This window comes from Ekhidna lutea, assembly GCF_900188325.1.
In the GTDB taxonomy this organism is placed as follows: domain Bacteria; phylum Bacteroidota; class Bacteroidia; order Cytophagales; family Cyclobacteriaceae; genus Ekhidna; species Ekhidna lutea.
The window spans coordinates 12,709-31,668 of sequence record NZ_FZPD01000007.1 but is presented as its reverse complement, the minus strand read 5'-3'; the positions used below and the strand labels follow the sequence as shown (position 1 = coordinate 31,668).

Sequence of the window (18,960 nt, the reverse complement as noted above, 5' to 3'; positions counted from 1 at the left end):
AATTGAACGAGCGACTAATTTTCTCTGGTGAATGATTCCCGATTCTGTAAATCAAATCAAACTGGAAGGTGTAGTATGGGGAACTGTACTGGATGAGGAATCCAAAATCTTATACCTCGATGTAAGAGATGTGAAAAATCGAACAATCCAGCTCGTTCAGATAGATCTAAATGAGCTTAAAGCAGCAACTCAGTCAGTTAGTAACTCATGGTGGAGCCAAATGATGGATGTATATGAGCAAGAAATCTATTTTGTGAAATACGAAGATCAGAATGACCCTGCTAATCAATCGTATTTTAAAATGCAATGGGGTGATGATACCTTGAGCAAGGTTGACGCAATACCGGAGAAAACACCAGCTATTTGGCCTCCAAATGTTTATGAACAAGGAACTGCGTACCATAAAACTGTTGCATCCTTTCTTGCGTTGGAGCTACCATTGTCTTGCGAATACCTAGAGTGGGATGATAAAATCATAATCAGCTACTATCTTCGTTCTGGTGGTGGATATGATCGATATTTGCTGCTTTTGGAAGGAGAGGAGAAGAAGTGGAAGCTGAAACAGGACACTGCAATGAAAGGATTCTCACCTGGCGCATTTTTTGTATTTCAAGATCAATTAATATTTATAAAAAATCGAAATGAAGTTTGCGTTTACACTGGCTAGTATGTTTTTGGGATTTGTTTCTCTGGCAAATTCCATGGATAGCTTGAGAGCAGAACAGCGGGAAGAAGGCATGTTCGTCGTTCATCAGGTTGAAGAGGAGGAAACTATCTATTCAATAGCAAGACGATACGGCGGATCGGTACATGGAATTGTTAAGCACAATCAAATCGTTGACAATAGGATTGAAATAGGTCAGGTCATTTATGTCCTGATTGAAAGTGAAAATCCGGTTCAGGCGGTTGTGGTCGAAAAACCTTCATCTTCTGATGGAATTCATATAGTTGAGCTGGGCGAAACCCTCTATAGTATTTCACGCAAACATGATGTTAAGTTAAAAGACTTGCGAAGATGGAATAATCTGCCAGATAACAATATTTCTCCGGGGATGCAGCTTAAGCTTAGCAAAGATGCTGAGCCTGACACCAGAAAGGACGAGGTGAAGAAAGAGACCTCACCTACAGTTATTGAGGAAGTTGAAGAAGACAGTGTGGATGTGGAAAGCGATCCCTACGCTGATTTTGGAAAATACCTGGTCCAAACTGGCGAAACCTTATCGACAATAGCACATAAAATTGGAGTAAGTATAGATAGTTTGAAGGTTTGGAATAATATGAGAAGCGATTACCTGAAGATTGGGCAGCAGCTTTTTTTTAAAGAATCGAAGGAGGGAGATACCTCATCAATCAATGCACCGAAAGAAAAAGTACGAACTCAGATTGATGAAAAAGGATTCAGAAGAGTATATGAAGAGGGAGTAGCTTCGGTGATCCAAACGATGAATACTTCAAGATATTTGGCGCTTCATCGCACACTGCCAATTGGAACTAACCTGGAGGTGAGAAATCTTATGAACAATCAGGTGGTCCATGTAAAAGTGGTAGGCAAGCTCCCCAATACAGGGTTGAATAAAAACTTGTTACTTAGACTCTCTCAGCCGGCTTATGATCAGCTGGGCATACTCGATTCTAAATCTCGTGTTGAGGTTTCATACAATCAGCAGTGAACCAACATCAGCTAAAGGACTTTTTAGACTTAAAGGTTGAGGAGTATAATCAGCCCGGGTTTATTGCGAACGATCCGGTATGTATTCCGCATTCTTTTACAAAGAAGCAAGACATAGAGATAGCCGGACTTATGGCTGCTGTCTTTGCATGGGGTCAGCGAAAAACGATCATCAATAAGAGCCATGAATTTCTTAGGTTAATGGATGACAAGCCTCATGAGTTCGTCCTTAATTACTCAGAGAATGACCTAAAGCCCTTCCTTGCTTTTAAGCACCGGACGTTCAACAGCACAGATGCCCTTTATTTTCTTTATTTCTTTCGTTGGTTTTATGAAAGACACGATTCCCTGGAGGAGGCATTTGTGGGAAACCTTGGTGAAGGTGCACAGATGGAAGCCATGCTGACACATTTTTTTGAACTGTTTTTCTCCTTGCCCGATCATCCGGTCCGCACTTACAAACACATTCCGAATCCGGCACGTAAATCTGCATGTAAGCGGATCAACATGTTTCTTCGCTGGATGGTGAGACAAGATGATAAAGGAGTTGATTTTGGGATTTGGAAAAAAATAAAGCCCGATCAATTGGTTTGTCCTTGCGATCTTCATGTAGATAGAGTTGCTCGTAAGCTGGGATTGATCAAGCGGAAGCAAACAGATTGGCTGACAGCCAAAGAGCTTACTCAAAACCTAAAAAAACTGGACCCATTGGATCCAGTTAAATATGATTTTGCCTTATTTGGATTAGGAGTGGAGGAGAAATTTTAGCCTCCCATACTTCTATTCTAGTTTAGTGTCAGTTTCTTTTTCAGCTTTAAACTCAATCATTTGAGCATTAATATCTGTGAGCCCTTCAAGGTAAAAGAAAACCAATGGTGCGTTAGATTGTGCTTCCAAAGCATCGGTCCACTCAACTGCCTTCTTCAGGCTCTTAAGTCCTCCAAAACCGGACGAAGAAACACTTTTTTCTGAGAAGTAGTTAACATCGCCTTTAATAGGTGATTGTAGGATCACACTCTCTGATTCTGATTGATTTTTCTTGAGGTGAAAGCTTTGAGAAGCATTTGAAACTGAAGACGCGTAAATCTCACCTTTTGCTTTTGCAAGATTGGCAAACATTACTTGTGATCGGTTCCCCTCTTTTAGAGGGACTCTATCAATGTTGAATATTTCATTCATGTTCCGCTGGCATACAAGCAATTCAAGATTGCTCCCCTCATACCTTAGGCTTGCTCCAAATCGCATTCCAGGTCTATCTGCAAGTAGCTCTCCCGCACCTTTTACACGCGGTGAGCTTACGTTTACTATTTGCTTGTAAACATCCCGCTGCGCCACAGTTTTACCATCCGGGTTCATGATTTTAAACAGCCTCACATGGTCTGATGCGATATCGAAATTTTCCAGATTCTTTCCGTGAAGTTCAGAATTCCCATAGTACAGACCCCAGATGGAATTGTCAGAGGCAGTGATCAGGTTTAGGCCTGCACCTGTTCCATACCTTTTGTAGTAGGCTACTGGTTCCTTTTGCCAGGAATCTAATTTTTCATCAGTGGTCTTATATAAAGCTACCTTTTTATGGTTGAGCATATCCACCAGCATATACCAGCACTTGTTCACCGGACTATACGTAAGGCCACCGCCTCCACTGTTTGTGTCATCCTGTGAAATTCTTCCTACTTCCACCGAACAATTGGGATCTTTTGAAAGATCGAAAATCTGAATCAATGAACGTCTTTCTCGCTCTACACCAAGACCCTGACTCACTCCATATTCTGCTTCTGTCGTAATAGCCAGGTAATTCCCTGTGATCTGAATGGAACATGGATGAGCGTATCCTTTCTCCAGGTCAATAATTTTACTCTCCTTGGTTTTTATATTGTAGATCCAAAGCTTTCCTGCAGGGTTCTTTTCTCCAACAGCAAGGTCTCCTTTTCCCTTTGTGCCGTCACTGAATGCGACATATACATAGTCTTTGTATTGACTAATGGCCTGTGCATGCCAGCCTCCGGCAAGAGAGGTTAGGCTTCTACTATTACCTGCCAATTGCTCTCTGGAAGATGGCGAATTGGCCATAGCACTAAGTAGTTTAGGCTGTTCCCCAGCCAGCCATTCTATGGGCACTTTGGAGATTTTGACTTGGGCTATGGTTTGATTTGATAGTGTTAAACTGAAAATAGCGATGAAAGCTATTGCAATGATTCTTTTCATGGTTTTAATTGGCTAGGCGTTAACAAAAATGAGATTTCACTAAGCTAACTAAATGATGGGATAAAAGGCAATTGGCTATTAAAATCAAAAACGGTTTTCGATGAAGATGGGATTTCTAGGTATTTGCCAAACTGATTAAAACAAGTTTCAGAAAAAAGTTTATCATACCACAAAATCGTTTGTTGTACTCAGTTTTACTCTTCGTAAATATCGAATTTAGCCGAAAACGATTTCATCAATTCAACGTTGGAAAAATCCTCTTGTGACATTGTAGAAAGCTGTTCCAGGAAAACATCGAACTGACCATTTTTGAAAATGGTGAGCATCTTACCACCTTTACTGCATCTAGCCTCATGCCAGACATTAGGAGCTACTGTGATCGTATCTCCAGATTTTAGCAGAATTGTACTATCGTCAAAAATCAATTCCATTTCACCTTCCAGCATATAAAACACTTCTGTCATTATTTTATGATGATGTCTTTTTAGATGGAAGCCAGGTTTAATTGTGTCCTCAATCAAGCATAATTCACCATTAGTGTCTTTGGATGAAACTTTGATAAAGCAGTGATCCTGCGAGTAGTCATAGTTTTCTCCTTGTCCGCTGGGTATGTAGAATTTTGAATCCATTGTGTAGTTTTAATTGAGTACAATGCCACTAAAAGTAACGAAGGTGCACCACCCTCAAAAGCTATCTAAGGAAAAATGCTTCTAAAAGACAAATGCCAGAAGCACCAAAGTTGCTAGGAGAGCAGACACTTTCAGAACCTGCCTGCCGGCAGGCAGGTGGGTAGCGGAGCTGTGAAGATCAGATAAAATTTGTGAATAGCACTCAGGCGCATTCGTGCTAGCAATTGTTATCAGCTTCATTTCAATTCCAGGAGTTCTGCTAGTTGAAACTCCTTTAGATGTTCAAGTTCATCTGTTAACTGTAAATCCGTCTCTATTGCGATAAATGTTCCGTTATCCCGTTCGCTTACTAGCATAGTTCGCGTACAGGTATCAATTCTGTAGTTGAGTTGATATCCTGAAGTTGTTGAGCCCTCTACGAAAAAAGCTGGCTTTGCATCTGGGTTAGCCTCACGCTCATAGTTGTACTTTACATCAATTCGTGATCCGTCGGAGTTCAGGGTTATACTTCCGTCTCTCATCTCATAGGTTCCTTTGGTCACTACAAAGTCGGACATACAATAGTTGACAAGCATATAGTTACTAGCACTAGTGAACAGTAACTTACCCATGCAGCAGTCACATGGAAAATAGAATTCACAATTCTCACTATTGTTAAAATGTCTCTCTGAACCAGACAAGTAAATCTTATCTGTGAGTGTTATCTGACTGATCTTTGTTTTTGGATCTTTTTTAGGTGTATAGTTTGATGAGTAGTCAAATTTCAATTCTCTTATGTTATCACCAAAATCATTATCAACTTTGACGGTCAAAGCCAAGTCTGACCAAGACATATTAATCAAAGGGGTATGGTAACCTTCCGAAGCTATTGTTGAATCTAAAATGTGAAGTGTATCCTGAAGTATGGTCAGAATATATCTTTTGTCCTCTGAGTTCAAAAGGGCCAAGTAGGACATATCACTTGAATAAAGACTATCGATAGTACGACGTTCACTGGATTCTTCTGTTGTTGAACTAGAACAACTCAGTATCAAAAAGGAAACTAGTATTAGTTGATAAGTAGATCTCAATTCTGTAAGGATATTGCTGATAACCTTTAGCTTCCCTTCGTATAAATATTCCAAGAAACTGATTTTGTAACTTAAAGATAGGAAAGTCAGGTAAAGAACCATGCGCTAACCAAGGTATTGAGGCCTATTGGACGATTTGGTACCTGCTTTCCCATCTTAAGTTTCAGATAGATATTCGGGAGTCAGGTTTTACTCGTTCCAGTTGGAAGTTGCAAGTTTCGTAATAGGCTGGTAATGTTTCTGGTTGTTCGTAACCAGTGTTAGCTTATTAGCAAGGGCGATACCAGAAATCAACAGGTCAGCAGTTCCGATTGTTACTCCTTTTTCTCTCAGCTCAGCGTAGATGTTCGCCGAAATACGCAATGAAGTTGTTGAGAGTTTCAGAACTTCACATGTTGAAATGAAGTCTTCGAATTCTTGGATTTGTTTAGTGGCCTTTTTGAAAGTTAAGCCGGACAGAACCTCAAAATAGGTTATTTCTGAAATAGTGATTTTCGATTGTTCCTTAAGATAAAGTTCAAAGTTCTCGGTCACTTGTTTGTTGCCTTTCAAAAAGTATGAAAGAATGTCTGTGTCAATAAGTGAAGGGTTCAAAACTGTGGAATTCGCTCGTTATTATCTTCTCTTGACTTATGGAGTTCAGAAGTTAGTTCGGTTAATTCAAGTTCCTTGAAAATTCCGCTGAATGACAAAGTTGATTTCTCAGTTGACAAGTGCGACTCTAAATCAGAGATATAGGCATCCAGGTTCGAAAGTTTGTCGTCCGAAAGTTTCTTGATCTTGTTGAGGATCGCTTTTCTTAGTTTTTCCTTAGTTGCCATACAGTAAAGTTAGAGAATTTCCGATTTGCAGTCAATGGATCACAACGCTTAACTAGCGAGAGTATGCCCACTAGTTGTAAAGAGCACTAAACTAGCGAAACTGCCCAACACCGATGAAGTGTCTACGAAGAAATGCGTTCTACAAGTCTAAGTCCAGAAAGAAGGAAGGGGGGCGGGAGATGAAGTTTCAGAATGGGCAGGGTAGCGGGCGAGTACCAATGCTCTCTCAGAAAGCACTTAGACACATGGCGGATGAGCGTCTGTTATATGCCTTTATTTTCCACAAAGCTTCTCTTTTCTAGTTGTTAAGTCTGAGTTCGCAAATGAAGTCTGCATAACTATTCCAGCTTGACGGTTAGAACTTGCCCCGTTCTCTATGTCGTACATTATCAAGCCAACAATCTTAAGAATTTCATCATAAAATAGAGCCCCTGATTCGGTTAGTTGTTCCCTGTAAGAGCGATAGTACTCCATTCCTAAACCATCTTTATAAAAGTTAATTAATGTGAGTGCTGACGGCTTATTTGATGAGAAATGTGTTTTAATTGCTCCAGTTAGTTCGAGGAATTTATTTGCAATGGCACAATCAACCTTTTTTTCTTGTTCGCTAAAAGAACTGACATCAAGTTCCTCAGTTTGGATTTCATGTTTGGGAGAAATGCTGTTAAAGTTTTTAATTCGTTCTTGGTATTTGGTCAAAGTGTCCTGCACTGAAAAACCGTAAAGGCAATCATTTCCAATCAATTCATCAGCAATTCTTTTGGATTGGTTAAATCTCTCTGTGATATCTGCAATGGGTCTGGATTTATTCTTAGTGTGTTCCGCTATCCATCCAAAGTTTAGCTTTAAAGTTTGAAGATATTTTTTGTTTTTTGAACATATTGATTCTTCAATTTTAATGTCCACCTTCTTGTAGTATTTGTTCTTCTTAAAGATTGCGTCAAGGGAATCATATTCTATTTTAGAAGACTTATTTGCTCCATTGACTTGAATGTTACGATAGAGCTGCTCCATCTCTGTCATTATATGGCTATATTCTGTCAAACTATTCCAGTCTTCATTTAACGCGGGGTTCACAGAGAATTTGATCAATTTTTGAGCTTCTTCCTTCGGTAAAGACCTAGAAGTAAACCCTGGGACTGTTCCAGCAAGAACGTTTTGCTTTCCTTGTTCATATGCTGAATGATACTTTCCCTTGACGACTGATTTTATATCATTTTGTACTTCCAAGAACTTCGAATATTGCTTTTCCAAGTCCGTTTTTGTATTTGAGTTATCGTAAATCTCATTTCCATTTTGGATTAATTTAAATGCCTTGTCTTCAACAAACGAATGAAAAGTTTGATTTGAAAGATCTGCAAGTTCAGACGTAATATTTTTCAATTTTTTAGAATCCGATTGAGCATAAATATGATTGGTAAGTAGAAGAGTTATTAGAGTAAAAATGAGTTTTGTGAGGCTGCTGGTTTTCATGAGGTGAAAATTTTTGAAGTAGCACTTATGGCATATAACATTAATATATCACGTATATGCGTGATATACACCTTTCAAAAATAGCGGATGTATGGAATGTTTATTCCATAATGCTCTCTGAGCAGACACGTTCTGCATTTCTTTTCGTATTTTAGGTTGCCGCCAAATCGGCACTGAAATATGCCTAACCCATTCAAGCCTAATACAAGGAGGACTATCCTCTGGAGCATGGGAATAATACTGTTTATTCTTGGGCTGGGGGCTACCCTTTTCTTTGTGGGTAAAAGCTATGCAGGCACCATCCTCAATGAAGTCATCAAAAGGGAGACAAATGGATTTTATCAGATAAAATTTGAGTCATTGGATTTTGATGCGTTTGAAAGTAGAATCAAGGTCAATAACCTGCATCTGCAAGCAGATTCTACACACGATTTTAGCAAACTGGGACTCAACAATATCTATGAAATTCATCTTGCTGAACTGGTCATCGATCTGGAGTCTATCTATGAACTATACCTCGACAAAGAGCTGATCATAAAAAGTGTGCGTGTGGTGGATCCTGACATTGATATGGTCAGTCTGGAAACGGACAAACGTACAAAATTCAGTTTTGAGGCTGGTAATATGTATAAGGCCATATCAGATTATCTCAAAGTGCTTAAGATCGACTATTTCCGAATTCAGGATGGGGATCTGCAATATGATGGGGATCAGTTTGCACTGGGAGAAATTGATTTTCTTGTAAAGAATTTGTTAATGGATTCAACTGCTCGAAAAAATCAAGTCTTTTACTCGGAGCAAATCCAACTGGAAATACGTAACCAGCACTTTCATCTACCAGATAGTATCCACCAAATCACCTTTGACAAATTTATCCTTTCCACTGCTGATTCTATTCTCACTTTTGAGAATCTGAGAGTACAGCCATTAGCCTCGTCAGGAGTGACATTTGAAGGACAAAATGATGTAAACGTATATGATATCCATGTTCCTAAATTGAGTTTTAAAGGGGTTGATTATGTATCAGCCTATCAGGACAATCACCTGATTATTGAAGAGTTGATTTTGGATGAACCAATCGTGTTTGTGGATGATGAATCACACACAATCAAGCAAAAGGATAAAACTGATAATTCCTTGCTTACACTTATTTTCAACATTTTCGGATCATTGGATGTAGGTAAGCTTAGAGTGAACAACGCTCACGTAGATATTAAGATAGACAAGGTAGATACCTATCAGCGGTTGAAGGTGGAGGAGTCAAGTGTTGTATTTCATAATATCCATTTGGATACAAGCAATTATCGATTTGATCATCGGTTCAAATATTTTGAAGACATAGAGCTAGATATTCACAACTATTCCTATCTTTTGCCTGACAGCACCCATACGGTTTTCTTTGAGCTTTTGCGCGTCAATTCATTTGATTCTGAGCTGAGTTTTAAAAACATGCAGATAAGTCATGAAAGGGAGGGCAATGAAACAAAAATCCTGGTAGATGCTGAGGTACCCAATTTTAAGCTAAAGAATATAGACTTTCAGCGGGCTATTGCTGATAAGGTACTTATCGCGGGAACAATGGAACTCTCCAATGCTTTACTAGTGGTTAGAAATACAGGAAGTACCACAAAGCAGCAGAAGGTTACCGTTAATAATCTATACCAATCAATTGCTCCTTTCTTCAGGGAAATTTCAATTGACCAGATACGATTTTCGGATGTGGAGTTGACCTTACCAAAAGGCATCAACGTAAATCGGATTGATCTGGACATGAGATACATTCATGTGAGTGCCGCTAGTCGCAGTTTTCAGCGATTGTTTAATGATTCAAAATTAATTGCCAGAAATTTTTCCTTCGATCGCGATAGCATTAAAGTGATCGGAGAAAACCTTTTAATCGATGATCGAATGTCCGCTTTTCAGCTGATCGATTGGGAAGTGGACATTGAAACAAATAACCAGCATGTACACGGGCGCTTTGATTCGCTGATGATTTCAGAAATCAGCATCGATAGCTTGATTGATGGTAACTACACTGCTTTTCGGCGTGCTTTTTTAGTAAACCCAGATTTTGAATTTGACGTCCACATGGTAAAAGGAGGTGAAAAAGGAGGTTTAGGAATCGAGAAAGAATTGATCGTAAGTGGTGGGCGCTTAAGTGGAAATGTCGATTCGCTAGAACTCTCAATGGACGGGCTGGATGCAGATATATTTGTTGGAGACTCTACTGCTTTTAGGAGTATGGGTATTGAAAATATCAGCCTACGATCGGCGGCCTATAATCATCAGGTTGAGCTTGCGAAATGGAGCTATGATACTTCCAATAGTGAGATGCTCTTTTATGACCTGCTGGTTAAACCAATCAATTCACACGATACTTCCCGTATGCTTTTGAATGCTGATGTTCCTTTCGTGAGATTAACTGCATTTGAGCAATCCAAATTCTTTGATGAAAATCACCTGTTTACTGATTTGGTTCATTTAATCGGTCCTAATATTAGACTTCAATTAGCTAAAATGGGAAAGAAAGCAGGTTCAGACTCATTGCAATCAAGAAATCCATTTACCATGGTGATGAAGCGGCTTAAAATAGATTCGTCAAATGTAATGATCGTCCCACAAGGAGAGGCTAATCTCGATTCACTTAGGTTGGATGTATTAAATGTGGAATTATTCGACCTGAGTTTCCCCAGGGACAAGCCATTTACTGATGGAGCTATTTATTCAGATTCAATGATTTTTATTGCTAATCGGATTAGCCCATATCTACCTTCTGGAGATTCTTTAAGCTTAAATCGTACTTCATATCACAGCGCCACCAAAAACCTAACTATTGACTCTTTTTATTATGCTGATCATAAGCAGTTCTCACACTTGCTGGTTCCATCAATTCAATTCAAAAATCTCGATTTGGAAGGGCTTTATGAGAGCAAGAAATTTAAAGTCGATTCTCTTTTGGTAAGAAATCCATCTGGTGACTTGCAAATAGGTAATAGTGGTAAAAACAATCCATTTACTTCACCCATAGAGGTCGGGTACACATCTATAACGGGTATCAATTTTAATTTTAGTGACACTACAAATCAACGGAATTATTTAGTTCAAAATGGAGACCTCTTAATTGAATCGTTTCAGTCTGAAGATACATTGACTGCAGACCAAATTATGGATCGACTGGACCGTCTGTCGTTTAAAGCCGGACCCTATTTTATGCCGATTGGAGAAAACTATAACCTATCCCTTGAAAGGTATCAATTTGATTATCCTGCAAACACACTTGGCATGGATGATATTCATTTAATTCCTAAATACTCAGCGTTAGAATATTCTGAAAACCTCGAAAGGCAAAATGACTGGTTTGATGTATCTGTCGGATCAATTTACGTAGATGAAATTGATCTAAAAGCAATACTTTCAGAAAAGAGGTATGAGGTGGGAAAAGTTAATGTTGATGATCTGAGTGCGCTCATTTATCGCGATAAAGGGGTACCATTTCCGGAAAATCAGATTCGTCATCTGCCTCAGCATTATATCAGAGAGCTGGAAACCGCCTTTCATATAGATACTATTAGTTTAAAGGGAGCAATCAAATACAGGGAAAAGCCGGATAATTATTTCACTTATGGTGAGATTTCATTTGATAGCCTGGATGTCACCTTACGGAATGTAGGGAATGTTGATATGACCTCAGCAGATATGATGCTGTTACATGCTAACGGTAAATTGATGGAATCTGGCAGATTTGAAGTCAATGGAGCGTTTAATTTGAAAGATGAAAATGAGCCTTTTTCATTAAACGGCACGGTGAAAGATTTTCAGCTTGATTCAATGAATCGTATGCTTGGACCGGTGGCCAATGTCAATATTAAGAGCGGCTATGCAAGGGATTTATATTTTAATTTCAGGGCAAATGATACGCTTTCGAGAGGTGAAATGCGTTTCCGATACGACGACCTAAAAATCCAAATTCTGAATACGAAGACCCATGATACGCAAGGATTCGGACAGGGTATAAAGACATTCTTTGCCAATACGTTCGTGGTTAAAAATAAGAATCCAAGTTATCTTGTTTTTTTACGAAAGGGCACCATTTTTCAACGTAGAGACAGCTCCAGAGCTATTTTTAATTATTGGGGCAAATCGTTGTTAAGTGGCGCTGTGAGTAGCATAGGAGTTCATAAGTCGGATAAAGCCGAGAAAAAATTCGAACGAAATTTCATTGAGTGAATTTAGCTACTTCCATCAGCTGATTTACAACTTGATCAACTTCCAATTTGAATTTTCAGGAGCCACTTCAAAAAGCCCAAATACCGTACTGCCACTCCCTGTCATTGAGGCATATGTTGCTCCTGCTTCGTACATTTCATTTTTTAGCTGCTCGACCTTGGGATGGTTAGGAAATATTGAATCCTCAAAATCATTTTTTAAGGTGTCTTTCCATTCTCTAATGGGGCGCTTGATTATTTCAGTAACAGAGAGGTCAGATTGTTTTGGGGACACTCCGACATAGGCCTCTTTGGTAGATATATGGATGTCTGGATTGTGAATGGCTAAGTAATGCCCTGATAGCTTCAGGTCAATTGACATCAACTCTTCTCCTCGACTTTTTGCAATTGCAGGATGGTTTTTGATAAAGAACGGGCAATCGCTACCAAGTTGCAATGCGTAATTTTCAAGTTGCAAGTCAGAGACTCCTAAAGCAAATAGTTCATTCAGCATTATTAACGTAAATGCTCCATCCGCCGAACCACCCCCAAGTCCTGCACCCATAGGAATGTTCTTGAGTAAATGAATTTCTACAGGAGGGATGTCAAAGTCTGCTTTTAGAAGTTCGTATGCTTTTACGCACAGATTGGAAGAAGCACCTCCCGGAATGCTCAACCCGTAGCTTTGAAAAGTAAAAGAAGCTGCTTCTATCACTTCCAGGCAATCGTGCCATGGAATAGGATAAAAACAGCTTTCAATGTTGTGATAGCCATCCCCCCGCTTGCTCACAATGTTGAGCCCAAGATTGATTTTTGCGTTGGGAAACGATATCATTTACGTGATTTTTATAGGATGTCATCCTGAACGAAGTGAAGGATCTACCCTTAATTAAGAAGATTCTTCGCTACGCCTGTCTGCCGACAGGCAGGCTCAGAATGACACGTTCTTTGAAAAATTACTATAATGTCTCCTTCGACAGGCTCAGGATGACAAATAAGTTGCTACTTACTAAGTTCCTCAACCAATGCATCCGTAATGCCAGAAGTAGAGAATCCACCATCATGCATCAGGTTCTGCATAGTCACCATGCGGGTAAGGTCAGAGAACATGCTGATGCAATAATCTGCACAGCTCTCTGCGTCGGCATTTCCTAAAGGCGACATTTTATCAGCATAGTTAAAGAATACATCAAAACCGGGCACTCCTGAACCTGCGGTTGTCATTGTAGGGGATTGTGAGATGGTATTTACTCGTACCTTTTTGCTTATTCCGAATCGATAGCCGTAGCTTCTTGCAATAGACTCCAGTAAAGCTTTGGCTTGAGCCATATCGGAGTAATCAGGGAATGTTCGCTGTGCAGCAATATAGGAAAGCCCAAGAATCGATCCCCATTCATTCATCGCATCCAGCTTCTCTGCCGTTTGCATCATTTTATGAAAGGACAAAGCAGAAACATCTAATGTTTTTTGAAACCAATCATAGTTAAGGTCACCATAATCTTTGCCTTTTCTTACATTAGGACTCATCCCGATTGAGTGTAATACAAAATCAATTTTTCCACCAAGTGTTTCCTGGGACTTGGTAAAAAGGTTTTCAAGATCTTCCATTGAGGTGGCATCTGCTGGGATGATTTCTGCATTACATTGTTCACCGAGCTTATTGATTTCTCCCATTCTCATGGCGATAGGAGCGTTTGTTAGTGTAAATGTTGCTCCTTGTTCATGCGCTTTTTCAGCAACTTTCCATGCTATGGAATTTTGATCCAATGCACCGGAGATAATTCCTCTTTTTCCTTTTAGTAGGTTATTTGACATAATATTTTCTTCAATTAATTGTCATTCTGAACTTATTTCAGAGCTCAAATATATTTCAGTAAAAATAGACCCTGAAATATATTCGGGGTGACAGATTTTTAATTTGATCTTTCAGGGGACATTTGCAGTAGCTCCTTCGCACTGGCTAAAGCAGAGGCACCAGGGTTTTCCCCGCCAATCATCTTAGCTATTTCCGCGATGCGATCTTCATCAGCAAGACGTTTGATTCTACTTACAGATCTATCAGAGCTGTGATCTTTGTATACGAAGTAATGCGCATCACCGCCAGCTGCGAACTGCGGAAGATGGCTAATGCTAATCACCTGATGGTTTTGAGACATATGTTTCATCATACGAATCATCTGCAAAGCCACCTCTCCTGAAACACCTGTATCTATTTCATCAAAAATGATAGTAGGCATAGCCGTCTTATCTGCGATTAGGTACTTTACAGCAAAGATTAATCTGGAAAATTCTCCTCCTGAAGCTACCTCTTTTAACTCCTGAGGCTTAATGCCTTTGTTTGCGCTAAAAAGCATATCAATGGTATCAAGGCCATTGGAAGAAGGTTCGCCGGGATTTACCTGAATCTCCACTGTCCCATTTTCAATTCCAATTTGATGAATGATCTTTTCGATTTCATCTGAGAAGTTCAAAGCAGAGAGTTTTCTTGATTCAGAAAGTTTGGCTCCTTTTTCTTTCATTCCTCGCTCAGCTTCATCCAGCTCCTTCCGGGCTTTAGCTATTTCGCTATCCAGGTTTGCAACTTTACTCAGACTTAGATCTAAATCATCCCGAATTTGAATCAGTTCTGATACAGTAAGAACAGTGTGTTTCTTTTGTAGTCTAAACAGCAAATCCAGTCGGTCTTTTAGTTCCTGAATCTTTTCAGGATCATGTTCTACTTTATCCTGTATTCGCTGCATCTCATTGGAGATGTCTGAAAGTTCAATAGAAGCACTGTCAATACGTTCACTAATGTTTTCCAGCTCCTTTGAGAAAGACGCAATAGAGTGAATGAGTGATTTTGATTCAGTCAATTGCTGAATAATGGCAACCTCAGATTCATCAAGCATATGAATTGTCTGTGATAACTTGAGCTTGATATCTTCTGCATTTTCAAGCACCTCAAGCTCACTTTCCAATGCTTCCTGATTGAGGTCGTCAAGGTTAGCTTCTAGTAGCTCATTAAGCAAGAACTGCTTATAGTCAGCATCTTCTGCACTTTGAGCAGCAAGTGCCTGCAGCTTATCCAGATCCTTTTTTGCAGCTGAGTAGCTTTTATAAGCCTGCTTAAAGTTGCTTATCAATTCGGGATGTGCAGCAAAAGCATCGAGTGCATTGAGTTGATATAAATTACTACCAAGTTGCAGTGACTCATGCTGAGAGTGTACATCCATGAGCTTCTCTCCAATAGCTTTTAATGTGCTGAGGTTGGTAGGTGTATCATTTACAAATGCACGTGACTTTCCTGAAGGGTTTATCTCTCTTCGGATGACACATTCGGATTCATAATCCAAGTCTTCTGTTTTAAAAATACTTTGAAGTGCGTATGAAGAGATGTCAAATACTCCTTCTACTATACACTTTTGATTTTCATCCAACAATACCTTTGTATCTGCCCGCTTGCCAAGAAGCAGACCTACTGCGCCAAGCATGATCGATTTACCTGCACCGGTCTCGCCGGTTATGATATTTAATCGGGAAGAAGGGGACATTTCCAATTCCCGAATAAGTGCGTAGTTCTTTATCTGTAGCGACTTGATCATAAAAGGATCACAAAGATATCAGAGACTACTCAATCAACGCCTTATATTCATCTGTTCTTGATGGATCTACATTGTTGAGTAGGTTGTATGCCTGTCTGCGGGTAGCCAGGCTAGATTCGGTAAAAATTTGTTGTATTTCACCGGCTTTTGCATCCATGAAGCTGATGGTAAGAATAGATCTCGGTCGTGCTCTGTTTGCTTTTTGAATTTCAGAAAGTGCAGCCAATATATTTTTTTCAGCTTCTTCACGATTGTCAGCCATGATGTCCAATCCATGCCGATGATAAGTGTACAAGGCTTTGCGTATGGGCTCCAATTGTGGATTTTGTACGTTTTCAACCAGCCAATACCTGTTTCTTACACTGTTAAATTGCTGCCAACCCGGGTAGCTTGTTTGCTGCGCATTATTTACAATTTTGAACGCATTTGCAAAATGTGGTGTGCCGCCAAGTTCAGAGAACGTGTCATAATCAAATCCGATAATCATGTAGGCGTAGTACGCCAACATAGATGTGATATTACTGGTGAAAGTGTTTTCGTTGAATCTAAGTGGCTGTGATTGTACATATTCAAAGTCCCAGTCACGATCAGCGAAGTTCATGACTACAGACTCGTAACTGGTTCCGTGAACAGGGCGGCTGGAAAGGACCTGAACCGATGCTTTAAATACCCCTATACTCGGCATATCAGTCATAGTAATCACCAGGTTACAATTAATCACTTCTTCTTCCTGAAATTCATCATTGGTCCATTTGGTTGTATTAAGAAACTGAGCGAATTCAGTCTCCATTTCCGTGAAAATGGCACGTTCAGTAGTTTGAATTTGCTGGGCATTGACAATCACCCTACAGTTGAGCTCCTGTGAATGAGAGAGTGAGGTGATAAAAAGAAGGATAACTCCTAAGTATTTCATTTAAGGTTTTTAATTACATAATCCACGATATCTGTTGCCACATCCGTCTTACTCTTCAACTCAAATTTGTATGTGTTATTGTTATTGTCAAAGAAGGTAACCTTATTCGTGTCACGTTGAAATCCAGCCCCATTATCGTTGAGGGAGTTTAACACAATCAGATCAAAATTCTTTTTTTTAAGCTTCTCTTTTGCGTTGACTTCTTCATTGTTGGTTTCCAGTGCAAATCCAATGTGGAATTGATTTTTCTTTTTCTTTCCAAGCTCCGCAGCAATGTCCGGATTCTTTACCAGGTTGACTTGTAGTGTATCATCCTTTTTCTTGATTTTTTCCGTTGCAGGATTTTCAGGTCGGTAGTCAGATACTGCAGCCGAAAAGATAACAATGTCAGCTTCTGAATAATGTTTTTCTGCTTCAGCCAACATCTCATTAGCTGATTGAACTTTTATTAGGTTTCCATGATCTGGAAAGTAGTCTGCCGGACCGGATATCATGGTAGTCTCAGCACCTGCATTTTGAAATGCTTTTGCAATGGCAGTTCCCATTTTGCCAGATGAGTGATTTCCAATAAATCTCACCGGGTCTATCGCTTCAAAAGTAGGTCCCGATGTAATAAGCACACGTTTGCCCCTCAGTGCTTCGAAGCTTTCAAACTTTTTTTTTATTATCTCAAGTAATTCTTCCGGTTCAGCCATTCTACCCTGACCTGAAAGGCCACTGGCTAGCTCCCCATCTCGAGCTTCGATCACTTCGTTTCCAAAAGATTGAAGCTTTTTTAAATTCTCTTTCGTAGAAGGATGCTGATACATATCCAGGTCCATTGCAGGAGCTACCATTACCGGACATTTGGCTGAAAGGTAAGTAGCTAAAAGGAGGTTGTCACAAATCCCGTTGGCCATCTTCCCTAATGTATTAGCACTAAGCGGAGCTATTAGCATCAGATCGGCCCACATACCTAGCTCTACATGGTTGTGCCATTCGCCACTCTCTTTATTGAAGTATTCCGAAAAGACAGGATTTTTAGAAAGTGTAGCAAGTGTAAGAGGAGTGATGAAGTCTTTGGCACTTTCGGTCATAATAACCTTCACTTCAGCACCTTCCTTCTTTAGTAAACGCACAAAAAAAGCGGTTTTATAGGCCGCTATTGACCCACAAACCGCTAATAATATTTTCTTACCCGCCAACATGGCGACTAATTTATGCTAAATCTGAGCGAGACTCGTCTTCTTCTTCAGGTAATCTGAAATTTAATTCGCCATTAAGAAACTCCTCAATTGCTGAGGTGGTAGGCTTTGGCATACGCTCGTAAAACTTAGAGATTTCAATCTGCTCTCTATTTTCAAAGATTTCTTCCAAATTATCTACTGAAGAAGCAAATTCAGCAAGCTTAGCGTTAAGCTCTTCTTTCTGATTTGCACTGATTTGTCTTGCTCTTTTAGCGATAATCACCAAAGATTCGTACAAATTGCCTGTTGGCTCTAAAATGTCCTGATTGTCTCTGGTAATAAGTGAAGAAGTTACGTGCTGCATTTCGCTCTTTTTAATTTGAATCTGCAAATTTAGTTATTTCTTTGATGCTTTCATCATAAATTCTCTCAGCATCTTTCAAATATTTGCTATTTGGGTATTTGTCAATGAATGCCAGGTAGTGATCAATGGCATTTTGATACCTTTCTTTTTGTCTGGATCGGATACTTTCTCTCGCATAATCATATGAAGTTTCGATTCTTAAGTAAGAAACTTCTTCGTTGTAATGAGAGTCCGGGAAATCATTGGCAAAGTTTTGATACACGACCAATGCTGACTTATACCTTCTTAGCTTGTAATACAATTTACATTGCTCATATGCCTTCTTTTCAAGCTTTTGCTGCATATCATCAATGATTCGATCGGCATCAGAAGCATAATCTGAGGTTGGATATCTATTGATGAAATTTTGCATGGCTGCAATGGCTTCATATGTCACTGTTTGATCCAATTGATAGTCAGGTGACTGAAGATACAAGGAGTATGCATTCATATAGCTTGCCTCCATGACATACTCTGATCGTCCATAGATTTTCACAAACTCACTGAAGTGATGAGCGCTTAGAATGTATTGCTTTTGATGAAAATAGCTGTATGCGAGGTAGAAATTACCTAATTCAGCCTCCTCTGTACCACGAATGATGGGTAGAATATCTTCAAGCAGCATGATTGATCGGTGATAATCTTCTTCTTCATAGTAGGCAAGGGCTGCCTCATACTTCACTTTCCAGTCTCCACTTTTTTGAATCTTGCGAAACTTGCCACACCCTACAATACTGACGGCAATGATTAACAAGAAAAGAATTCGAATTTCCCTCATAATTTTTTAATAGGTCGGCAAAACTAAGGACTTATACCTTA

The 18,960-nt window shown here is 39.5% G+C and carries 18 protein-coding genes; 5 read left to right on the top strand and 13 right to left on the bottom strand.

The annotated features are described in order from the left end of the window. The first annotated feature begins 31 nt into the window (after positions 1-31). The 3 genes from CHB71_RS17770 to CHB71_RS17760 are packed head-to-tail and all read left to right on the top strand — an operon-like array spanning position 32 to position 2,437. Positions 32-667: a DUF4905 domain-containing protein gene (locus CHB71_RS17770; RefSeq protein WP_089358314.1), complete on the top strand. Its 636-nt coding sequence runs from the start codon at positions 32-34 to the stop codon at positions 665-667. Continuing rightward, positions 642-1,670 carry a LysM peptidoglycan-binding domain-containing protein gene (locus tag CHB71_RS17765; protein WP_089358313.1) on the top strand — a complete coding sequence of 343 codons (1,029 nt, stop codon included), beginning with the start codon at positions 642-644 and terminating at the stop codon, positions 1,668-1,670. Before CHB71_RS17770 ends, CHB71_RS17765 begins: the two co-directional genes overlap by 26 nt. Then, positions 1,667-2,437 (top strand): TIGR02757 family protein, encoded by a 771-nt coding sequence (locus tag CHB71_RS17760; protein WP_089358312.1) that lies wholly within the window; start codon positions 1,667-1,669, stop codon positions 2,435-2,437. The genes CHB71_RS17765 and CHB71_RS17760 overlap by 4 nt, the downstream gene beginning before the upstream one ends. Positions 2,438-2,449: 12 nt before the next feature. Here the strand turns inward: CHB71_RS17760 and CHB71_RS17755 are convergent, their stop codons facing one another. The 5 genes from CHB71_RS17755 to CHB71_RS17735 all read right to left on the bottom strand — a co-directional run bounded on the left by CHB71_RS17755 (position 2,450) and on the right by CHB71_RS17735 (position 6,397). Next, positions 2,450-3,877 carry an LVIVD repeat-containing protein gene (locus CHB71_RS17755; protein ID WP_089358311.1) on the bottom strand — a complete coding sequence of 476 codons (1,428 nt, stop codon included), beginning with the start codon at positions 3,875-3,877 and terminating at the stop codon, positions 2,450-2,452. 194 nt (positions 3,878-4,071) lie between these two features. Then, entirely contained in the window at positions 4,072-4,506 is a 435-nt protein-coding gene (locus CHB71_RS17750; RefSeq protein WP_089358310.1) for a cupin domain-containing protein, read from the bottom strand. A 236-nt stretch (positions 4,507-4,742) separates the two neighbouring features. Next, positions 4,743-5,630, bottom strand: coding sequence for a hypothetical protein (locus CHB71_RS17745; protein ID WP_144017483.1), 888 nt, complete (start codon positions 5,628-5,630; stop codon positions 4,743-4,745). Positions 5,631-5,765: 135 nt separating this feature from the next. After that, entirely contained in the window at positions 5,766-6,170 is a 405-nt protein-coding gene (locus tag CHB71_RS17740) for a type II toxin-antitoxin system VapC family toxin (protein ID WP_089358308.1), read from the bottom strand. Beyond that, positions 6,167-6,397: a hypothetical protein gene (locus CHB71_RS17735; RefSeq protein WP_089358307.1), complete on the bottom strand. Its 231-nt coding sequence runs from the start codon at positions 6,395-6,397 to the stop codon at positions 6,167-6,169. Before CHB71_RS17735 ends, CHB71_RS17740 begins: the two co-directional genes overlap by 4 nt. Before the next feature lie 113 nt (positions 6,398-6,510). Between CHB71_RS17735 and CHB71_RS18750 the strand changes: the two genes are divergently transcribed. Next, positions 6,511-6,699, top strand: coding sequence for a hypothetical protein (locus CHB71_RS18750; protein WP_144017482.1), 189 nt, complete (start codon positions 6,511-6,513; stop codon positions 6,697-6,699). On the opposite strand, the gene CHB71_RS17730 is transcribed toward CHB71_RS18750, so the two are convergent. After that, the gene (locus CHB71_RS17730) at positions 6,671-7,870 is read right to left on the bottom strand and encodes a hypothetical protein (protein WP_089358306.1); all 1,200 of its coding nucleotides are present in this window, start codon (positions 7,868-7,870) and stop codon (positions 6,671-6,673) included. The two genes, CHB71_RS18750 and CHB71_RS17730, sit on opposite strands and share 29 nt — an antisense overlap. 228 nt (positions 7,871-8,098) lie before the next feature. Here CHB71_RS17730 and CHB71_RS17725 point away from each other — a divergent pair, with 228 nt between their 5' ends. Continuing rightward, a complete protein-coding gene (locus tag CHB71_RS17725; protein WP_221406763.1) occupies positions 8,099-12,097 on the top strand; it encodes a hypothetical protein in 3,999 nt (1,332 codons plus the stop codon). 24 nt (positions 12,098-12,121) lie between these two features. On the opposite strand, the gene ispE is transcribed toward CHB71_RS17725, so the two are convergent. The 7 genes from ispE to CHB71_RS17690 form a co-directional block, all read right to left on the bottom strand. Beyond that, a complete protein-coding gene (gene ispE, locus CHB71_RS17720) occupies positions 12,122-12,910 on the bottom strand; it encodes a 4-(cytidine 5'-diphospho)-2-C-methyl-D-erythritol kinase (RefSeq protein WP_089358304.1) in 789 nt (262 codons plus the stop codon). A 167-nt stretch (positions 12,911-13,077) separates the two neighbouring features. After that, positions 13,078-13,890, bottom strand: coding sequence for an enoyl-ACP reductase FabI (locus CHB71_RS17715; RefSeq protein ID WP_089358303.1), 813 nt, complete (start codon positions 13,888-13,890; stop codon positions 13,078-13,080). 98 nt (positions 13,891-13,988) lie between these two features. Next, on the bottom strand, positions 13,989-15,659 hold the full coding sequence (gene recN, locus CHB71_RS17710; protein ID WP_089358302.1) for a DNA repair protein RecN: 1,671 nt from the start codon (positions 15,657-15,659) through the stop codon (positions 13,989-13,991). A 25-nt stretch (positions 15,660-15,684) separates the two neighbouring features. After that, positions 15,685-16,572, bottom strand: a complete 888-nt coding sequence (gene porD / locus CHB71_RS17705; protein ID WP_089358301.1) for a type IX secretion system protein PorD — start codon at positions 16,570-16,572, stop codon at positions 15,685-15,687. Beyond that, positions 16,569-17,759, bottom strand: a complete 1,191-nt coding sequence (gene coaBC, locus CHB71_RS17700; RefSeq protein ID WP_089358300.1) for a bifunctional phosphopantothenoylcysteine decarboxylase/phosphopantothenate--cysteine ligase CoaBC — start codon at positions 17,757-17,759, stop codon at positions 16,569-16,571. The genes porD and coaBC overlap by 4 nt, the downstream gene beginning before the upstream one ends. Before the next feature lie 10 nt (positions 17,760-17,769). Then, a complete protein-coding gene (locus tag CHB71_RS17695; protein ID WP_089358299.1) occupies positions 17,770-18,102 on the bottom strand; it encodes a DNA-directed RNA polymerase subunit omega in 333 nt (110 codons plus the stop codon). A gap of 10 nt (positions 18,103-18,112) precedes the next feature. Continuing rightward, positions 18,113-18,919 (bottom strand): outer membrane protein assembly factor BamD, encoded by an 807-nt coding sequence (locus tag CHB71_RS17690; protein WP_089358298.1) that lies wholly within the window; start codon positions 18,917-18,919, stop codon positions 18,113-18,115. Positions 18,920-18,960: the final 41 nt, after the last annotated feature.

Excerpts from the sequence above, each read along its gene's own strand:
- CHB71_RS17770 (WP_089358314.1), top strand. The coding sequence starts at position 32 with ATGATTCCCGATTCTGTAAATCAAATCAAACTGGAAGGTGTAGTATGG.
- CHB71_RS17765 (WP_089358313.1), top strand. The coding sequence starts at position 642 with ATGAAGTTTGCGTTTACACTGGCTAGTATGTTTTTGGGATTTGTTTCT.
- ispE (WP_089358304.1), bottom strand. The coding sequence starts at position 12,910 with ATGATATCGTTTCCCAACGCAAAAATCAATCTTGGGCTCAACATTGTG.
- coaBC (WP_089358300.1), bottom strand. The coding sequence starts at position 17,759 with ATGTTGGCGGGTAAGAAAATATTATTAGCGGTTTGTGGGTCAATAGCG.
- CHB71_RS17755 (WP_089358311.1), bottom strand. The coding sequence starts at position 3,877 with ATGAAAAGAATCATTGCAATAGCTTTCATCGCTATTTTCAGTTTAACA.
- CHB71_RS18750 (WP_144017482.1), top strand. The coding sequence starts at position 6,511 with ATGAAGTGTCTACGAAGAAATGCGTTCTACAAGTCTAAGTCCAGAAAG.
- CHB71_RS17725 (WP_221406763.1), top strand. The coding sequence starts at position 8,099 with ATGGGAATAATACTGTTTATTCTTGGGCTGGGGGCTACCCTTTTCTTT.
- CHB71_RS17730 (WP_089358306.1), bottom strand. The coding sequence starts at position 7,870 with ATGAAAACCAGCAGCCTCACAAAACTCATTTTTACTCTAATAACTCTT.
- CHB71_RS17715 (WP_089358303.1), bottom strand. The coding sequence starts at position 13,890 with ATGTCAAATAACCTACTAAAAGGAAAAAGAGGAATTATCTCCGGTGCA.
- CHB71_RS17690 (WP_089358298.1), bottom strand. The coding sequence starts at position 18,919 with ATGAGGGAAATTCGAATTCTTTTCTTGTTAATCATTGCCGTCAGTATT.
- porD (WP_089358301.1), bottom strand. The coding sequence starts at position 16,572 with ATGAAATACTTAGGAGTTATCCTTCTTTTTATCACCTCACTCTCTCAT.
- CHB71_RS17750 (WP_089358310.1), bottom strand. The coding sequence starts at position 4,506 with ATGGATTCAAAATTCTACATACCCAGCGGACAAGGAGAAAACTATGAC.
- recN (WP_089358302.1), bottom strand. The coding sequence starts at position 15,659 with ATGATCAAGTCGCTACAGATAAAGAACTACGCACTTATTCGGGAATTG.
- CHB71_RS17735 (WP_089358307.1), bottom strand. The coding sequence starts at position 6,397 with ATGGCAACTAAGGAAAAACTAAGAAAAGCGATCCTCAACAAGATCAAG.
- CHB71_RS17695 (WP_089358299.1), bottom strand. The coding sequence starts at position 18,102 with ATGCAGCACGTAACTTCTTCACTTATTACCAGAGACAATCAGGACATT.